Source organism: Flavobacterium selenitireducens (assembly GCF_014748335.1).
Taxonomy (GTDB): Bacteria; Bacteroidota; Bacteroidia; order Flavobacteriales; family Flavobacteriaceae; genus Flavobacterium; species Flavobacterium selenitireducens.
This window is the reverse complement of record NZ_JAAVIY010000001.1, coordinates 62279-79123: the sequence shown is the minus strand read 5'-3', so window position 1 is coordinate 79123 and position 16845 is coordinate 62279. Positions and strand designations below refer to the sequence as shown.

Sequence of the window (16845 nt, the reverse complement as noted above, 5' to 3'; positions counted from 1 at the left end):
AGAAACTTGAAGTGCAGAGCCGGATCATGCTCCAACTAAACACCATCTGATGTTCGGAATTTGTAATCTCGCCATTATTCCGTTGCGCGCCGAAAGCAGCGATCGCAGCGAAATCGTCTCGCAAGTGCTCTTCGGGGAACATTTCGAGGTGCTCGAGACCCAGCATAACTGGACGCGCATTCGTTTGCGGTTTGACAGTTACGAAGGCTGGATCGATACCAAACAATACCAACCGCTTTCCCAGCCGGATTTCGACTTGCTCAACGAGCGAGCCCTGGTGCTGAATTCCGATCTCATTGAATACGTGACGGGCGCCAACAATCTGCTGATGCCGATTCCGCTCGGTGCTTCGCTGGCCTTCCTGAATTGCGAGGAGATCAACACCAGGCAATTTGAGTTCGAGGGATTGCGCGTGAGTGGCGAGCGTCCGAAAGCGAATCTTATCCCTACTGCTTTTATGTACCTGAACGCTCCGTATTTGTGGGGCGGCAAGACGCCTTTTGGAATCGATTGTTCCGGACTGACACAAATGGTCTACAAACTCAACGGCTATAAATTGCCGAGAGACGCTTCCCAGCAAGCAACGGAAGGCGAACCTTTGAGTTTCATAGAAGAGAGCGAACCGGGCGACCTGGCGTTCTTTGACAATGAGGAAGGCAATATCATCCACGTCGGGTTGATCATGGAAAACAATTACATCATCCACGCGAGCGGCAAAGTGCGCATCGACCGATTGGACCATCTCGGGATTTACAATGCCGAGACGAATCGGCATACGCATAAGTTGAGGGTGATTAAAAAGTATGTTTAAATTTAACGTTTAAAGTTTAAGGTTTAAAGTTCGAAGTTTACTTTGAGTCTGACAGCAATTTCTCGAGGTTGTCCACCGACATGGCGAAACCTTCTTTGAATCCCATTTCAATCATTTTTTCCAGCCGGGCGAGCGACTCGTTGTAAATGGAAATGGCGACTTTGGTCACGCCGTTTTGCTGACTGAAATCGTAGTTCCATTCGGAACCCGGCAACTCGCGGTTTTCGTCCTGGTCTGCAAAGGCGCTGTACATTTTAAAATTCGTTTTGGGTGTAATGGACGTGTATTCCTGTACCGACCATCGCTCTTGTCCTTCAGGGCTTACCATGGCATAAAAGCGCCTCCCACCTACTTTAAAATCCATGTATTTCGTCCTGGAGACGAACGGTTTGGGCGCGACCCATCGGTCGAGAAGTTCCGGTTTGGTAAAAGCGTCCCAGACCAGTGGCAGTTCGGCTGCAAATTCCCTCGTGATAAATACCGTTTTCGTTGATTTGTCGACAGTAAAATCGAATTGTAAGTCGTTGTTCATTTTTTATTTGTTTTGATGGTTGATAATACGTCGTCGAGTTGGCTGAACCGGATTTCCCATATCTTCCGATACTGTTCGAGCCATTTGTCGATTTCCTTCATTTTTTCGATTTCAAGGGAATAATAAATTTCCCTTCCCTTTTGTTCCTGCTTTACCAGTTCGCATTCCGTGAGAATCCGCAAATGTTTTGAAATCGCCTGCCGACTGTTGGCGAAATGTTCCGCGATCGCATTAGGCGTCATTGCCTGTATGGCGATAAGGCCGATTATGGCCCTTCTCGTGGGATCGGCGATTGCCTGAAAAATATCACGTCTGGTTTCCATTAAATTAATTTGAAACTATCTGGTTGCAAATATATATGCAATTATTCGGTTGCGCAATTTTTGCCGCGGTTTTTTGATGACGTTATAATGTAAATCCAATATGGTTGACGCTTGAATGGAAATACCATAAACAAAAAAACCCGGAATTACTTCCGGGCCTTCACTTTTTATAGCAGCTTATTTCGTTTGCTTGGCTTTCAATGCCTGGTATTTATCTTTCATTTCAAGATAATTGTAGACGCTCAGCAAATTGCTCGTTACGTTTGGATCTTCGGGCGCCAGTTCGTGAGCTTTTTCCAAAAGTGGCAATACCGATTTGAACAGCGCGACGCGTTGGCCTTTGAGTTGGTCGTATTTTTTATTGTCGGCCGCAGACGTTCCCAATTTGTTCATTTGCTCGGTCAGGGCTTTGTCGGCACCGAGCTTCACGGCGGACAGGTTGACGTAGGCATTGGTGTATTTCGGATCGAGTTGGATCGTGCTTTCAAAATACTTTTCCGCTTCGGCCATTTTCTTCTCCTGGAATGCGAGCACGCCAAGGTTATAGACCGCATTGGCATCGCTCATATTGGCGACTTTTTTGTATTCCTCGAAATTCGCGGAATTCAAAACCAGTTCAGACTCAAGTGACTTTAATGTAGGATCGTTGGGAATGGCGGCCAAACCTTCGGTCACGACTTTTTTAGCTTCGTCGTTTTTCTTTTGCTGGATCAGGATCCGCACCATGTTGGAATAGATCTCACCTTGTTTTGACGGCTCTTTTTCTTCCTTTGGAAGCACGTGCGTACCGAGTTTAACGGCATTGTCGCGATCTGCTTTGTTGTTGAAGCCCTCATATTGATCGTTGAGCTTGCTCTTGGCGGAATAAATCGTGCGTTCGCCTGTATATTTGGCGGCATTGAGTTCCTTGTAATAGCTCATGGCGCTGTCATAGTCCTGGCCGTTCACGGCATAACTCGCGGCATAGTACAAAACGTCCTTATCGTTCTTATCCAATTCATAGATGGAATAAAGGATTTTGCCTGCTTCTTTGTTCTTACCCGAACTCCCCAAAGCGACCGCATATTGCAATAAATTCGGCCGGAACGATTCAATGGTTTCCTTAATGTCGTCCGTATACACTTTTTTATTGGTCTTTTCGTGTTCCAAAGTAGCGTTAAGCGACTTCGATAACAGGTCCACCTTTTCAGGAGACAAAGCCGTCATGATGAACTGCGGATTCATCGCATTCTCCTTCACATTGAGTTCAAGAAGCGGCAACATGCCTTTGTAGAAATTGAAGTAAATCTTGTCGGCAGGTTCAGCGACCAATGGCTCGGCCTTGCTGAGGGCAGCCTTGTAATCGGCAATGTCCTTGGCTTTGAATTCCTCGATAGAATAAAGCTTTTTGAGCGTTTTGAGCTCGTCCTTTTGTGCATTGGCCGAAAGCGATGCCATGATGATCGTGGCCAATGCTAGTTTGCGTATGTTCATAAGTTGTTGCGTTTATTATTCCTGGGTTTCGTCTTCTTCATCCTGCCCGGCATCATCCGATACATCGTGTCCCGGAAGGTCTTCTACCGAAATCGGCCCGTTCGCTTCGAGCATCTCGGCGTCCACCTCTAGCGCTTCCTCCTCTTTCATGACCTTGGTCACGGCGGCGATAGAATCGTTTCCTTTTATGTTGATGAGTCGCACGCCTTGGGTGGCACGTCCCATCACGCGCAAATCTTCGACGGCCATCCTGATCGTCAATCCGGATTTGTTGATGATCATCAGATCGTCGGCATCGGTCACGCTGTTTATCGAAACGAGCTTTCCAGTCTTGTCGGTAATGTTGAGCGTCTTGACACCTTTCCCGCCTCGGTTGGTGATGCGGTAATCTTCAAGCGACGAACGTTTTCCGTAACCGTTTTCGGATACGACGAGAATTTCGGAATTCATGTCGTTTACCGTTACCATGCCGATGACTTCATCATTGTCGTCGGCCAACGTGATGCCGCGAACTCCGGATGCCGTCCTTCCCATCGGACGCGTCTTTCCTTCTTCAAAGCGCACAAGCTTACCGGACTTGACGGCAACGAGCACCTGGCTGTTTCCGGTGGTAAGCTTGGCTTCGAGCAGCTCGTCGTCTTCCCTGATTGTAATGGCGGCTACACCGTTGGTTCGAGGTCGTGAATATTGTTCGAGCGAGGTTTTTTTGACTTGTCCCTGCTTGGTCACCATGATTACGTAATGGTTGTTCACATATTCCGTATTCTTGAGATCCTGCGTGCAGATAAAAGCTTTTACCTTGTCGTCATTCTCTATATTGATAAGGTTCTGTATCGCGCGGCCTTTGCTCGTCTTGTTCCCTTCCGGGATTTCGTAGACGCGCATCCAATAACACTTCCCTTTTTGGGTGAAGAACATCATGTAGTTGTGGTTGGTCGCCACATATAAATGTTCGAGGAAGTCCGCGTCGCGCGTCGCCACGCCTTTTTGGCCAACGCCACCGCGATTCTGGGTCTTGTATTCGGATAACGGCGTGCGTTTGATGTAACCCGCGTGGGAAATCGTGATGACGACACTTTCGTCGGCGATCAAATCCTCGATGCTGACATCGCCTCCGGCATATTCGATGACCGAACGTCTTTCGTCACCGTACTTGGTCAGAATCTCGTTGAGTTCTTCCTTAATAAGTTCCATCCTGAGTTCTTTGCTTGCGAGCAAATCCTTCAAGCGCTGGATGAGTTTCATGATCTCTTCGTATTCCGCACGCAACTTGTCCTGTTCGAGTCCCGTGAGCTGGCGAAGTCGCATTTCTACGATGGCGCGCGCCTGGATTTCGGACAATTTGAAGCGTTCGATCAATTTTCCTCTTGCTTCGTCCCCGTCTTTGGAGGCGCGGATCAACCTGATGACTTCGTCGATGTTGTCCGATGCGATGATCAAACCTTCGAGGATGTGGGCGCGTTCTTCGGCCTTTCTCAATTCGAATTGCGTACGACGCACGACCACATCGTGTCGGTGCTCGACGAAATAATGGATGAGATCCTTGAGGTTCAGCAACTGAGGGCGCCCATTGACGAGCGCGATGTTGTTCACGCTGAAAGACGACTGCAACTGGGTGTATTTGTAAAGTGTATTCAAAACTACGTTCGGGACGGCTTCGCGTTTGAGAATGTACACGATACGCATTCCGTTTCTATCCGATTCGTCGCGTATATTGGCGATGCCTTCGATCTTGCGGTCGTTGACAAGGTCCGCGGTTTTCTTGATCATTTCGGCCTTGTTGACCTGATAGGGTATTTCTGAAACGATGATGGCCTCGCGACCGTCTACCTCCTCGAAATTCGCCTTTGCGCGCATTACGATACGGCCGCGACCGGTCTTGAATGCCTCGCGAACGCCTTCGTATCCGTAGATCACACCGCCTGTCGGGAAATCGGGCGCCTTGATGTGGTTCATCAATTCATCGATCTCAATTTCAGGATTGTCGATATAAGCGAGCGTGCCGTTAATTACCTCGGTAAGGTTGTGTGGCGCCATATTGGTGGCCATACCTACCGCAATTCCCGCGGCACCGTTGATCAGAAGGTTCGGAACGCGTGTCGGCATGACTTTCGGCTCCTCGAGCGTGTCGTCGAAGTTGAGCTGGAAGTCTACCGTTTCCTTGTCGATATCGGACAGGATTTCTTCCGAGATCTTCTTCATACGTGCCTCGGTATAACGCATTGCCGCCGGGCTGTCACCATCGATGGACCCGAAGTTACCCTGGCCGTCGACCAAGAGATAGCGCAAACTCCATTCCTGGGCCATACGCACCATGGTATCATAAACCGAGGAGTCGCCGTGTGGGTGATACTTTCCCAAGACTTCCCCTACGATCCTTGCTGATTTTTTATGAGGGCGATTCGATAACACGCCCAGTTCGTACATTCCGAATAAGACGCGTCGGTGTACCGGTTTCAACCCGTCACGCACATCTGGCAGCGCGCGTGACACAATGACCGACATCGAATAATCGATGTAGGCCGTTTTCATTTCATCTTCAATGTTGATCGGAATTAACTTTGATCCGTCTGACATATTGCGTTTGTTAAAATTTACCTTAGTATAAAAATCCCGCTAATATAACGTTTCCACGGCAGTTTTAGACTTCCATAAATGCTAATTTGCCCTTATTTTATTAACAATTAGGCGACATCGGGCGTTGATAAATTAGTAGTTGTTTAACTCGTATATTCCCATAATTTTCGTCAATTAGCGATAGTGGATTTTGGGTGGGAACGGTTTTTGTAATCCACGGCCGTAAATTAATTTTTTCACGTACCCAATCACAAACATTATGGATGATAATTTTTCACCAAGAGTAAAGGATGTCATTACCTACAGCAAGGAGGAGGCCCTGCGTTTGGGCCACGACTTCATAGGAACCGAACACCTGATGCTTGGTATTCTAAGGGACGGAAACGGAAAGGCGATCACGATATTGAACAACCTCTCGATCGACCTCGAGCATTTGCGCCGAAAAGTCGAAATTCTAAGCCCGGCAAACCCAAACGTCGACATGAGCAACGAAAAGAAAAACCTGCACCTTACCCGTCAGGCGGAACGCGCGCTCAAAACCACATTCCTCGAAGCCAAGGTATTCCAGAGCACGTCTATCAGCACGGCCCACCTGCTCCTTTGCATCCTCAGGAACGAAAACGACCCTACAACCAAACTGCTGAACAAACTCAAGATTGACTACGATTCAGCCAAAGAACAGTATTTGAATATGACGCCAAACGAAGAAGAATTCATGGAAAACTTGCCTAGGAACGAGTCTTACAATGACGATCCGGGACAAGATGACAGCCTTAAAGAAGGCAATTTCAACAACCCTCAGGGCAAATCGAACAAAAAGTCGAAAACGCCCGTGCTCGACAATTTCGGGCGCGACCTGACCGAAATGGCCGAAGAAGGCAAACTCGATCCCGTCGTAGGACGCGAAAAGGAAATCGAACGCGTTTCCCAGATTTTGAGCCGACGCAAGAAAAACAATCCATTGCTTATCGGAGAACCAGGAGTTGGAAAATCGGCTATTGCTGAAGGTCTCGCTTTGCGTATCATCCAAAAGAAAGTTTCGCGCATCCTTTTCAACAAAAGGGTCGTGACACTTGACCTCGCAAGCCTTGTCGCCGGTACAAAATATCGCGGGCAATTCGAGGAACGCATGAAGGCCGTGATGAACGAGCTCGAAAAGAACGACGACATTATTTTGTTCATTGACGAAATCCACACCATCGTCGGTGCAGGCGGTGCGACAGGTTCGCTTGACGCATCGAACATGTTCAAACCGGCTTTGGCGCGTGGCGAGATCCAATGCATCGGCGCGACGACGTTGGACGAATACCGTCAGTACATCGAAAAGGACGGGGCGCTCGAAAGACGTTTCCAAAAAGTGATCGTGGAGCCTACTTCCGTTGAGGAAACCATCACGATCCTGAACAACATCAAAAACAAATACGAAGACCACCACAACGTGACCTACACGCCTGAGGCGATCGACGCCTGCGTCAAACTCACGAACCGCTATATGAGCGAGCGCTTCCTTCCCGACAAGGCTATCGATGCCCTGGACGAAGCCGGTTCCCGCGTACACATCACCAACATCGACGTTCCAAAACAGATCCTGGAACTCGAACGCCAATTGGAGGAAGTGCGCGAATTGAAAAATTCGGTGGTCAAAAAGCAAAAATACGAAGAGGCCGCCAAGCTCAGGGACGATGAAAAACGTCTCGAAAAAGACCTTGCGATCGCCCAGGAACAATGGGAAGAAGATTCCAAGAGCAACAGGATCGTCGTTACCGAAGATAATGTCGCCGACGTCGTTTCGATGATGACGGGAATCCCGGTTAACAGGATCGCGCAGACCGAAAGCAACAAACTGGCGAAACTGCCGGATCTTATCAAGGACAAAGTTATCGGACAGAACGAGGCTGTTGCGAAGATCGCCAAATCGATACAACGCAACCGCGCAGGTTTGAAGGATCCGAACCGTCCAATCGGATCGTTCATTTTCCTCGGGCAGACCGGTGTCGGAAAAACGCAATTGGCGAAAGTCCTTGCGCGGGAATTGTTCGATTCGGAAGACGCTTTGGTACGCATCGACATGAGCGAATACATGGAGAAATTTGCGATTTCGCGATTGGTTGGGGCGCCTCCGGGATATGTCGGATATGAAGAAGGCGGGCAATTGACCGAAAAAGTACGGCGCAAACCGTATTGCGTAGTGCTTCTGGACGAAATCGAGAAAGCCCACCCTGATGTATTCAACATGATGCTGCAGGTACTGGACGATGGTTTCCTTACGGATTCACTGGGACGCAAAATCGATTTCAAGAACACGATCATCATCATGACCTCGAACATCGGGGCGCGTCAGCTCAAAGATTTCGGGCAAGGCGTCGGATTCGGTACATCTGCAAAAATGAACCAGGCCGACGAGCACGCCAAATCGGTTATCGAAAACGCGCTCAAAAAAGCGTTCGCTCCGGAGTTTCTCAATCGTATCGACGACGTGATCGTGTTCAATCCGCTCGAAAAAGAGCACATCGACCTGATCATCGAGATCGAACTCAAAAAGTTGTATGCGAGGATCGCGGATCTTGGTTATACATTGAGATTGTCAGACACGGCAAAGGCGTTTATTGCCGAAAAAGGTTTCGACAAACAGTTCGGTGCCCGTCCGCTAAAGCGCGCGATCCAAAAATATGTGGAAGACGCATTGGCCGAGGAAATCATCTCGTCCAAAATTGGCATAGGAGACGAAATCTTCATGGATATCGAAGACACGGCCGCCGACGAACTCACGGTGACGGTGCAAAAAGCACAAGAACCTACGAACTAACGCCAATTCCGTGATAAATAAAAAGCCATCTCATAACGGGATGGCTTTTTTATTGCTAAAAGTCTGCCCCGGATCGGAAACAAATGATAAGTTTTCATTAAAACGGAGATTTGAATTTTGCATACTGTTTTTAAATTTTAATTTTGGTGTAAACACATTGCCATGCTAATTGATAAAGTTGTCATCGGAAGCGAAGAATGGTGCTCCTTCCCGACGCTAGGAATTCCAAAGATCAAAGCCCGTGTCGATTCGGGTGCCAAAACATCCGCACTTCACGCCATCAACATCGCCCCATTTCGAAAAGACGAAGAAAATTGGGTGCGGTTCGATGTCAATCCGATCCAGAAAAACGTAAAGACCGTGCTGCATTGCGAAGCGCCATTGGTCGGGAAACGCGTCGTGAAGAGTTCGAGCGGCTATCGCGAACAACGCTACGTGATCGCCACCGAAGTTGAGATAGCAGGGCAAAACTGGCCGATCGAGGTCACGCTGACCAATCGCGATTCTATGGGATTCCGGATGCTTTTGGGACGGGAAGCGATGATTGGCCGCATGTTGGTCGATCCGAGCCAGTCGTATTTGTTGGGTCAACCTTCGAACGATGATCTGAAAGTCGTCTACAAAAATGCGGTCCAAGCCAAAAGCGGGCTTCGTATCGGCCTGTTGGCAAGCAACCCTGAACTGTACAGCAACAAGCGCATCATGGAGGCCGGAGAAAGCCGCGGTCACGAAATGCACTTTTTGAACATCAAGGAATGTTATATGAAATTGGATGGGCAAAATCCCGAAATCCATTATCGTGGCGGCAGGAAACTTTCCGATTTCGACGCCGTCATCCCAAGAATACGGCCAAGCATTACCTTCTATGGTTGCGCGCTCACGCGTCAATTCGAGGCGCTTAAGATTTTCAGCCTGAATTCCTCCAAGGCCATCGCCCAATCGCGAGACAAGTTGTATTCGCTCCAGTTGCTGCTCAATCACGGCGTAGACATCCCGACTACAGGATTTGCGAATTCCCCTCTCGACACGGACGATCTTATCAAAATGGTCGGTGGGACGCCGCTGATCGTCAAGTTGCTCGAAGGTACACAAGGCAAGGGTGTCGTTTTGGCAGAGACCAAAAAAGCAGCCGAATCTGTCATCAATGCTTTCAAAAGCTTAAATGCCAACATCCTCGTACAGGAATTCATCAAGGAAGCGGACGGAAAAGACATTCGTTGTTTCGTCATCGACGGAAAGGTAGTGGCGGCGATACAACGTGAGGCTTTGCCGGGAGAGTTCCGCGCGAACATTCACTTAGGCGGAACGGCCTCGCTTATCAAACCGACCCAGGAAGAAAAAAGGATAGCGATCAAGGCGGCCAAGGCAATGGATCTCAAAGTGGCCGGTGTGGACATCATCCGATCGTCGAAAGGCCCGCTATTGCTCGAGGTGAACTCATCTCCGGGACTTGAAGGAATCGAAGGCGCCACCAACAAAGATGTGGCAGGCGAAATGATAAAGGCAATTGAAAAACACTTCAAACTCCAAAAAGCCCAAGCGTGAACCCTTATCTTGACATCATACTCAGAAGCGCGACCGTCTATATTTTTATGGTGGCCGCGCTTCGGGTTTTTGGCAGGAAGGAACTTTCGCAATTGAGTACGTTCGACGTCATCCTTATTTTGTTGATCAGCAACGCCGTACAGAACGCCATGGTGGGTCGCAATACTTCCCTGGCCGGCGGGCTCGTGGCTGCCGTCGCACTTTTTGTATTGAACTACATTTTTAAAAAAGCAGCCGGTAACTTTTCGTTTTTCCGGAAGTTGCTGCGGGACAAGCCAGAAATCCTGATTCACGACGGCGTGCCCGATTTCAGGACTCTTTCAAAATTGGACATCAGCCATGACGAATTGAAAGAAGCCATGCGCGAACACGGAGTGGAACATTATTCGGATGTCAAGCTGGCCATATTCGAATCGGACGGCAACATCAGCATCATCTCGGGCGAAAATCATCAAATGAGGCAGACGCATTACAAACGGCGGCGCAATCGCAAAAATGTCGTTTCAGTCTGACTTTTTCCGATTTTTTACTTTCGTGAATTTTGTGCGGCCTTCGGCATCGTCGAGGCTGAACGACAGTGCCTTCCCTTTTTTATCGAGATGGAAGTACAACTCGATGAACCGGTCTTCGACGATGAAAAAGCCGTCTGACGAAAAAGGTTTTAGCTCTGTTTTCTCTTCATCGGATTCTCCCCTGATCCAAAGTGCATCGTCCGCAAAGAAAACTACAAGCGAGTTTCCCTGGGTGTTTCGGAAGGTGCCCTGAAGTTTCTTGAGCCGTCCCGCATCTGCGATTGTGCCTGCGTACCGAAATTTTTTCTGTTGCAACATCCACGAATACAAACTGTCGTTGGCGTACGTGACGTCCCAACTATTGTGGTTGGCCTCGGGATACATCGTAAGCCTGACATTTTTGGAAAATCTGGACAAGGAATCCGCCATGCGCTGCGATTCGATGGGCAACACCACATCGTCCTTCGCCCCGTGAAAAATCCAGGTTGGAATGTGGCGCAGTCGGTACGCTTTAGTTGGGTCGCCTCCACCGCAAACGGGTGCGATCGCTGCAAATTCATCCGGAAACCGACCGGCAAACTCAAACGTCCCGAACCCGCCCATGCTCAAGCCTGTCAAATAAACGCGGTCGGCATCAACGCGGTATTTCGATTTCAGGTCGTCGAGCATCTTTTTCAGGATTTCGGGTTTAAAGCCTTCCGCTTTCGGGGCTTGTGGAGAAATAACGATCATCGGGAATTTTTTTCCCTGTTCGATCAGCTTAGGCGGGCCGTTCACTTTGACCTTGTCGACATCCTCCCCGCTTTCGCCGGACCCGTGAAGAAAAATCATAAGTGGCCAATTCCTGGTCGTGTCCGATTCGTATCCATCCGGCAAATACAATAAGTACTTGGTTTCCAATACAAATTTTTGGGCGGTCTGTTGCGCCATTACGACTGAAACCAAAAGCAATAACGATAGCGATGCGATTCTTTTCATGCCGACAATTTAACGCTAAAACGCACAAGTCGTATGCGATGGTCTCATCTGCAATAAAAAAACCTGCCGTGAAGCAGGTTGAAGTTCATTCGTTACCATCCCGTGTTCGTGTGTGGTTGGTCGCTTGCCGAGGAATAATTCGAGAACGACCTGTACCTTCCAATTCCATGATGCGAATGGTGGCGCTTCTTGTCGGCAGCCTCATTCGCCGTTTCTCCAAAAGAATCATCGTGCCGCAATCGATCGAATTGCAGGAATGATCCGGACGGGCTTTGGTTTTGTCCCGAAATTTCGTCTTCGGGAGTAAAACCGGTTCGATCAGTTTCCATGGATACCAAGTTAAATTATCAGATAAAGTTACTTTTAAATATCCTGACCACCAATCATTTACTGATTTTTAACGCTACAAAAAAAAGAGCCCTAAGGCTCTTGTCATCATTATATATTTCCGGGACCGGTATTGGTTGTGGGCTGATCGTCGGCCGAGGAATGGTTCGAATGCGACTCGTATTTCCTGTTTCCGTGATCTTGGTGAAAACGCCGTTCTTCACGTCCTTCATCGCGGATGTCGTTACCCGATACGTCTTTGTCCGCACCTACATACGGCTCTTCATTTTCGTTGGTATTTGGCTTGCGATTGCGTTCATCTTCCCGATGTCGTGCATCATTGTGGTTGGTTTCCATGATAGTTGTGTTTTTAAGTTGTTACAACAAGTTACACAAACCAACAAGAAACGAAAAGACGTTTAGCACAAAGTTGGCAGAATGGGTGGGTAATTAGATGATGAGATAATTAGATAATTAGATAATGAGATAATTAGATAATTGACTAATTGACTAATTGATTAATCGACTAATCATCTAATTGACTAATCGACTAATCGACTAATTATCTAATCGACTAATCGACTAATTATCTAATCGACTAATCATCTAATTGACTAATCATCTAATTGACTAATCGACTAATCGACTAATTATCTAATCGACTAATTATCTAATCGACTAATTATCTAATTGACTAATCGACTAATCATCTAATGGACTAATTGACTAATTGACTAATCAGACCGCCGGTTCCTGCTGGCTTAGACAGTGAAAACTTCCCAATCCCCAGATGATGTCGGTCGAATCGATGCCGATCACTTTTCGGGTCTTAAAACAATCCTGTAAAATCGATAAGGCCTTGTCGTCGTTGGCGTCGCGAAAAGTCGGCACGATCACATTTTCGTTTGAAATGTAAAAATTTGCATACGACGCCGGCAGGATTTGGTCGTCGTAAATTACGGGCTTCGGCATTGGAAGTTCCACGATGTTGAGTTGCTTTCCGGTTTCCAGCCTCAGCGTCTTAAGCGTTTTAAGGTTCTCCTGAAGGATGTCGTAATTCTCATCCGATTTGTTTTCCTCGATCACCGTTACCACCGTATCCTCGCTTACAAAACGCGTGATATCATCGATATGCCCGTCTGTATCGTCACCGATGATCCCGTCGCCTATCCACAAAATATTGTCCACACCATAATAATCTACGAGATACTGCTCAATCTGTTTTTGAGTCAGATGCGGATTGCGGTTCTTGTTGAGCAGACAAGCCGTCGTGGTAAGCAATGTTCCTTTCCCATTGAACTCGACGCTTCCGCCTTCCATGACGATATCGGGATTGAAAACCGGCAACCCAAGGGCTTTCCCGATTTCCGTCGGAATAACGTCATCGAGGTCGAACGGCGGATACTTTCCGCCCCAGGCATTATAGCCCCAATCGACAATGGCTTTCTCGCGCGTCTCCCGATTCACCAGAAACGCAGGCCCGTGATCGCGGCACCATGCATCGTTCGTCGGATGAAAATAAAATTTCACGTTGTCGAGCAGGCTTTCAAGATTGACAGCCGTTTTTGCGTACAACGAATTGTAAAGACTCAACAAAGCAAACGCCTTCATCTCCTCTCCCGCCACGTTGACGCAAACTTTTTGGTGGGAAGCCACTCTCAGTATGAATTCGCAATACGAATCGTAAATCATATGGATTTTTCCCGGCCACGACGCCTCTTTATGCGGCCAGGAAAGCCATAAGGCGGTTTGTTTTTCGAATTCTGCAGGGAAATGGAAGCCTAGTTGTTTTGGAGTCATGTCAATTAGCGAATGGGCGAATTAGCAAATTAGCGAATTGTGCCACGATTTTGCCAAGATTACAATCTCAAGGCACATCATTCGCTAATTCGCTAATTTCCTAACTCGCTAATTATTTAATCTTCGTCAATAAATCTCTTCGTGATCGGTTGGTAACTGTCGATCCTGCGATCGCGCAAAAACGGCCAGTGCATCCTGAAGAAATCCGATTCGTTCTTGTCGATTTCGACCACGACCGTTTCCTCATCGTCATGAGATCCGAGATACAGCAACTTACCCTGGGCGTTCGTGGCGAAACTTCCGCCCCAGAATTTCATCGCCCCATCCTGCTCAAATCCGACGCGATTCACGCTCACGACAGGAACACCGTTGGCCACTGCGTGTGAACGCTGTATCGTCTGCCAGGCGTTGTATTGGTCTTTATTGGTTTCCTCGTCCTGGTCTGTCGCCCATCCGATAGCTGTCGGATAAAACATGATTTCGGCTCCCATAAGTGCCGTGATGCGGCTGGCTTCCGGATACCATTGATCCCAACAAATCAGGATTCCGATCGTCGCGAATTTGGTTTTGAATACCTTGTAGCCAAGATCTCCCGGAGTGAAGTAGAATTTTTCATAGTAAGCAGGGTCGTCCGGAATGTGCATTTTGCGGTACTTTCCGAGATAAGATCCATCTGCATCGATCACCGCGGTTGTGTTGTGGTACAGACCTTCCGCCCTTTTCTCAAACAAAGAAGCGATGATCACCACGCCCAACTCCTTGGCGATTTCCTGCAAAGCGGACGTACTCGGGCCGGGAATGGCCTCGGCTAATTTGAAATTGTCGTAGTCCTCTACATCGCAAAAATATAGCGAGGTGAACAATTCCTGGAGACACACGATTTGAGCACCTTTCTTGGCGGCGACGCGAATCTCGCGAATGGCCTTATTGAGGTTGGCTTGCTTATCGGATTCACACGACATCTGAACCAAACCAATCTGGACTTTAGACATAGTTGACGTTTTAGGGCGCAAATTTACGTAAAAAGTAAAAGAGTTTGAAGCGCCCGATCGCCTAGTTTGTTAGGAGAATGCTAATTTTTAGTTGTTTGCCACGCTTAAACTTTTGGAGTGTTGCATTCGCGATCGTGGTCCGGTATTCACTATCAGCTGACTGTTTTTTTGTGAACGGTCGTTCCGACCCTCCCATCGTAAAAATACGCCTAATAAAAACATCCCTTTTACAGAAAATCTGCCGGAATTGTTAAACCTAAATTTGCCAAAATCCGCCTGGACACGAAATTATCACTCAGCAACCATCCGTCAAAACATGTAAAGCATCCGCTCCGCAATTTTCCTGAATTGATCTACGCTTTTCCAAACACCCGAACGAATTTCCGAAAATTCAGCAACTGAATCGTCAGAAGTTGTAATTGCATCACGCAATCCGTGGACAAAAAGATATCCGAAAAAAGTACGTGACAGTAGGCATTACAACAATTCCTCGGCAATCCCAAAACTCCTCAAGAAAAGCTTCGACTTCTCGATATCGTAATGCAAAATGCGGTCTTCCTTAACATGGGGAACCTCTTCGCGATACGACTTCACGAAAGTTTCCACGAATTCGCTCGAGCGCAACGGACGACGAAAATCCAGCGCCTGGGCCGCGTTCATCAGTTCGATGGCGAGAATCGTCTCCAGGTTCTCGACGATACGCAAGACTTTCGTAGCGGAATTCGATCCCATGCTAACGTGGTCTTCCTGACCGTTCGATGAAACGATACTGTCCGTGCTGGCCGGGTTGGCCAATTGTTTGTTCTGGCTTACGATGCTGGCCGCGGTGTATTGCGGGATCATGAATCCGGAATTCAATCCCGGGTTGTCCACCAAAAATGCAGGCAATCCTCTCAGTCCTGAAATGAGCTGATATGTGCGTCGTTCGGAGATATTTCCGAGTTCCGCCAATGCAATCGCAAGAAAGTCCAACGCCAAAGCGAGCGGCTGTCCGTGAAAATTTCCTCCCGATATGATCTGGTCGGCCTCGATGAAAATGTTGGGATTGTCCGTAACGGAATTAATCTCCGTCTTGAATACCTTGTGGACGTATTCGATCGCATCTTTAGACGCCCCGTGAACCTGAGGCATGCAGCGAAACGAGTACGGATCCTGAACGTGTTTTTTGGACTGCTTGATGATTTCGCTTCCTTCGAGGAAAACACTGATGCGGGCCGCCGTGACGATTTGGCCTTTGTGCGGTCGCACCGCGTGGATGAGCTCGTTGAACGGCTCCCTGCGACCGTCGAAGGCTTCGAGGGAAATCGTTCCGATTAGGTCCGCGAGGTACGACAATTTGTCGGCTTTGAGCAATACGTGGGCGCCATAGGCAAGCATGAACTGCGTCCCGTTGAGCAACGCAAGCCCTTCTTTGGATTTGAGTCGGATTGGCTCCCAGCCGAAGTGTTTCAAGACTTCTGACGCCTCCCGTCTTTTCCCGTCGAACCACACTTCACCCTGTCCGATAAGCGGCAGGGACAAATGCGCCAATGGTGCGAGATCGCCGGAAGCGCCCAGCGAACCTTGTTCAAAAACGATAGGCAGCACATTTTCGTTGTAGAAATCCACGAGGCGCTCTACGGTTTCCACCTGGACGCCTGAGTTCCCATAACTCAAGGATTGTATCTTGAGCAACAACATCAGCTTAACGATCTCGCGAGGCACTTCGGCCCCAGCCCCGCATGCGTGGGACATTACCAGGTTTTCCTGTAATTTCGATAAGTTTTCGCTGTCGATCTTGATATTGTAAAGTGAGCCAAAACCGGTGTTGATGCCGTAAATCGGGTCGGTTTGGGAATCCATTTTTCGATCGAGATATTCGCGGCATTTGCGGATGTTGACGCGGGCTTCTTCGGAAAGCGCCAGTTTTTTATCGGACGAAATAATGTCCGACAAGGTGTCGAGGCGCACGAGATCAGTGCTGATATAATGGTGGGTTTCCATCTTGTAAAATTAGGTTCCCAAAATTCCGCATTTGCATCCGATAAGGCAAATGAAATCGAAAAAATATACTTTGCGAAAACGATTTCCGGTTGTAATTTTAAACCAACCATCGATATGAAAAAATATTGCTGTTGGCTCTTTTTCTTTTGGTCGGACGGCTTTGCCAGGCTAAAATCACCACAACTG

General features: G+C 48.1%; 14 protein-coding genes. 4 read left to right on the top strand and 10 right to left on the bottom strand.

Annotated elements, in window-relative coordinates; genetic code table 11:
* Positions 1-49 precede the first annotated feature (49 nt).
* Positions 50-811: a C40 family peptidase gene (locus HC229_RS00335; RefSeq protein ID WP_191018450.1), complete on the top strand. Its 762-nt coding sequence runs from the start codon at positions 50-52 to the stop codon at positions 809-811.
* Between the two features lie 37 nt (positions 812-848).
* Here HC229_RS00335 and HC229_RS00330 read toward each other — a convergent pair whose 3' ends face one another.
* The 4 genes from HC229_RS00330 to gyrA all read right to left on the bottom strand — a co-directional run bounded on the left by HC229_RS00330 (position 849) and on the right by gyrA (position 5716).
* A complete protein-coding gene (locus tag HC229_RS00330) occupies positions 849-1343 on the bottom strand; it encodes an SRPBCC family protein (RefSeq protein WP_191018449.1) in 495 nt (164 codons plus the stop codon).
* Positions 1340-1666, bottom strand: a complete 327-nt coding sequence (locus HC229_RS00325; RefSeq protein WP_191018448.1) for an ArsR/SmtB family transcription factor — start codon at positions 1664-1666, stop codon at positions 1340-1342. Before HC229_RS00325 ends, HC229_RS00330 begins: the two co-directional genes overlap by 4 nt.
* Before the next feature lie 177 nt (positions 1667-1843).
* Positions 1844-3139, bottom strand: a complete 1296-nt coding sequence (locus HC229_RS00320) for a tetratricopeptide repeat protein (RefSeq protein ID WP_191018447.1) — start codon at positions 3137-3139, stop codon at positions 1844-1846.
* 15 nt (positions 3140-3154) lie between these two features.
* Positions 3155-5716, bottom strand: a complete 2562-nt coding sequence (gyrA, locus tag HC229_RS00315; RefSeq protein ID WP_191018446.1) for a DNA gyrase subunit A — start codon at positions 5714-5716, stop codon at positions 3155-3157.
* A gap of 259 nt (positions 5717-5975) precedes the next feature.
* Here gyrA and HC229_RS00310 point away from each other — a divergent pair, with 259 nt between their 5' ends.
* The 3 genes from HC229_RS00310 (at position 5976) to HC229_RS00300 (ending at position 10579) form a co-directional block, all read left to right on the top strand.
* The gene (locus HC229_RS00310; RefSeq protein ID WP_191018445.1) at positions 5976-8522 is read left to right on the top strand and encodes an ATP-dependent Clp protease ATP-binding subunit; all 2547 of its coding nucleotides are present in this window, start codon (positions 5976-5978) and stop codon (positions 8520-8522) included.
* A 162-nt stretch (positions 8523-8684) separates the two neighbouring features.
* Positions 8685-10067, top strand: coding sequence for a 30S ribosomal protein S6--L-glutamate ligase (gene rimK, locus HC229_RS00305; RefSeq protein WP_191018444.1), 1383 nt, complete (start codon positions 8685-8687; stop codon positions 10065-10067).
* Entirely contained in the window at positions 10064-10579 is a 516-nt protein-coding gene (locus HC229_RS00300) for a DUF421 domain-containing protein (protein ID WP_332871617.1), read from the top strand. Before rimK ends, HC229_RS00300 begins: the two co-directional genes overlap by 4 nt.
* Here HC229_RS00300 and HC229_RS00295 read toward each other — a convergent pair.
* The 6 genes from HC229_RS00295 to hutH all read right to left on the bottom strand — a co-directional run bounded on the left by HC229_RS00295 (position 10571) and on the right by hutH (position 16659).
* Positions 10571-11557 (bottom strand): carboxylesterase family protein, encoded by a 987-nt coding sequence (locus HC229_RS00295; RefSeq protein WP_223845478.1) that lies wholly within the window; start codon positions 11555-11557, stop codon positions 10571-10573. The genes HC229_RS00300 and HC229_RS00295 overlap by 9 nt on opposite strands.
* Positions 11558-11649: 92 nt before the next feature.
* Positions 11650-11886 (bottom strand): hypothetical protein, encoded by a 237-nt coding sequence (locus tag HC229_RS00290; protein ID WP_191018443.1) that lies wholly within the window; start codon positions 11884-11886, stop codon positions 11650-11652.
* A gap of 109 nt (positions 11887-11995) precedes the next feature.
* Positions 11996-12241 carry a hypothetical protein gene (locus HC229_RS00285; RefSeq protein WP_191018442.1) on the bottom strand — a complete coding sequence of 82 codons (246 nt, stop codon included), beginning with the start codon at positions 12239-12241 and terminating at the stop codon, positions 11996-11998.
* 381 nt (positions 12242-12622) lie between these two features.
* Positions 12623-13684, bottom strand: coding sequence for an agmatine deiminase family protein (locus HC229_RS00280; RefSeq protein ID WP_191018441.1), 1062 nt, complete (start codon positions 13682-13684; stop codon positions 12623-12625).
* 116 nt (positions 13685-13800) lie between these two features.
* Entirely contained in the window at positions 13801-14676 is an 876-nt protein-coding gene (locus HC229_RS00275; protein ID WP_191018440.1) for a carbon-nitrogen hydrolase, read from the bottom strand.
* 477 nt (positions 14677-15153) lie between these two features.
* Entirely contained in the window at positions 15154-16659 is a 1506-nt protein-coding gene (hutH, locus tag HC229_RS00270) for a histidine ammonia-lyase (protein WP_191018439.1), read from the bottom strand.
* Positions 16660-16845 lie beyond the last annotated feature (186 nt).

Excerpts from the sequence above, each read along its gene's own strand:
- HC229_RS00335 (WP_191018450.1), top strand. The coding sequence starts at position 50 with ATGTTCGGAATTTGTAATCTCGCCATTATTCCGTTGCGCGCCGAAAGC.
- HC229_RS00330 (WP_191018449.1), bottom strand. The coding sequence starts at position 1,343 with ATGAACAACGACTTACAATTCGATTTTACTGTCGACAAATCAACGAAA.
- HC229_RS00325 (WP_191018448.1), bottom strand. The coding sequence starts at position 1,666 with ATGGAAACCAGACGTGATATTTTTCAGGCAATCGCCGATCCCACGAGA.
- HC229_RS00320 (WP_191018447.1), bottom strand. The coding sequence starts at position 3,139 with ATGAACATACGCAAACTAGCATTGGCCACGATCATCATGGCATCGCTT.
- gyrA (WP_191018446.1), bottom strand. The coding sequence starts at position 5,716 with ATGTCAGACGGATCAAAGTTAATTCCGATCAACATTGAAGATGAAATG.
- HC229_RS00310 (WP_191018445.1), top strand. The coding sequence starts at position 5,976 with ATGGATGATAATTTTTCACCAAGAGTAAAGGATGTCATTACCTACAGC.
- rimK (WP_191018444.1), top strand. The coding sequence starts at position 8,685 with ATGCTAATTGATAAAGTTGTCATCGGAAGCGAAGAATGGTGCTCCTTC.
- HC229_RS00295 (WP_223845478.1), bottom strand. The coding sequence starts at position 11,557 with ATGAAAAGAATCGCATCGCTATCGTTATTGCTTTTGGTTTCAGTCGTA.
- HC229_RS00290 (WP_191018443.1), bottom strand. The coding sequence starts at position 11,886 with ATGGAAACTGATCGAACCGGTTTTACTCCCGAAGACGAAATTTCGGGA.
- HC229_RS00285 (WP_191018442.1), bottom strand. The coding sequence starts at position 12,241 with ATGGAAACCAACCACAATGATGCACGACATCGGGAAGATGAACGCAAT.
- HC229_RS00280 (WP_191018441.1), bottom strand. The coding sequence starts at position 13,684 with ATGACTCCAAAACAACTAGGCTTCCATTTCCCTGCAGAATTCGAAAAA.
- HC229_RS00275 (WP_191018440.1), bottom strand. The coding sequence starts at position 14,676 with ATGTCTAAAGTCCAGATTGGTTTGGTTCAGATGTCGTGTGAATCCGAT.
- hutH (WP_191018439.1), bottom strand. The coding sequence starts at position 16,659 with ATGGAAACCCACCATTATATCAGCACTGATCTCGTGCGCCTCGACACC.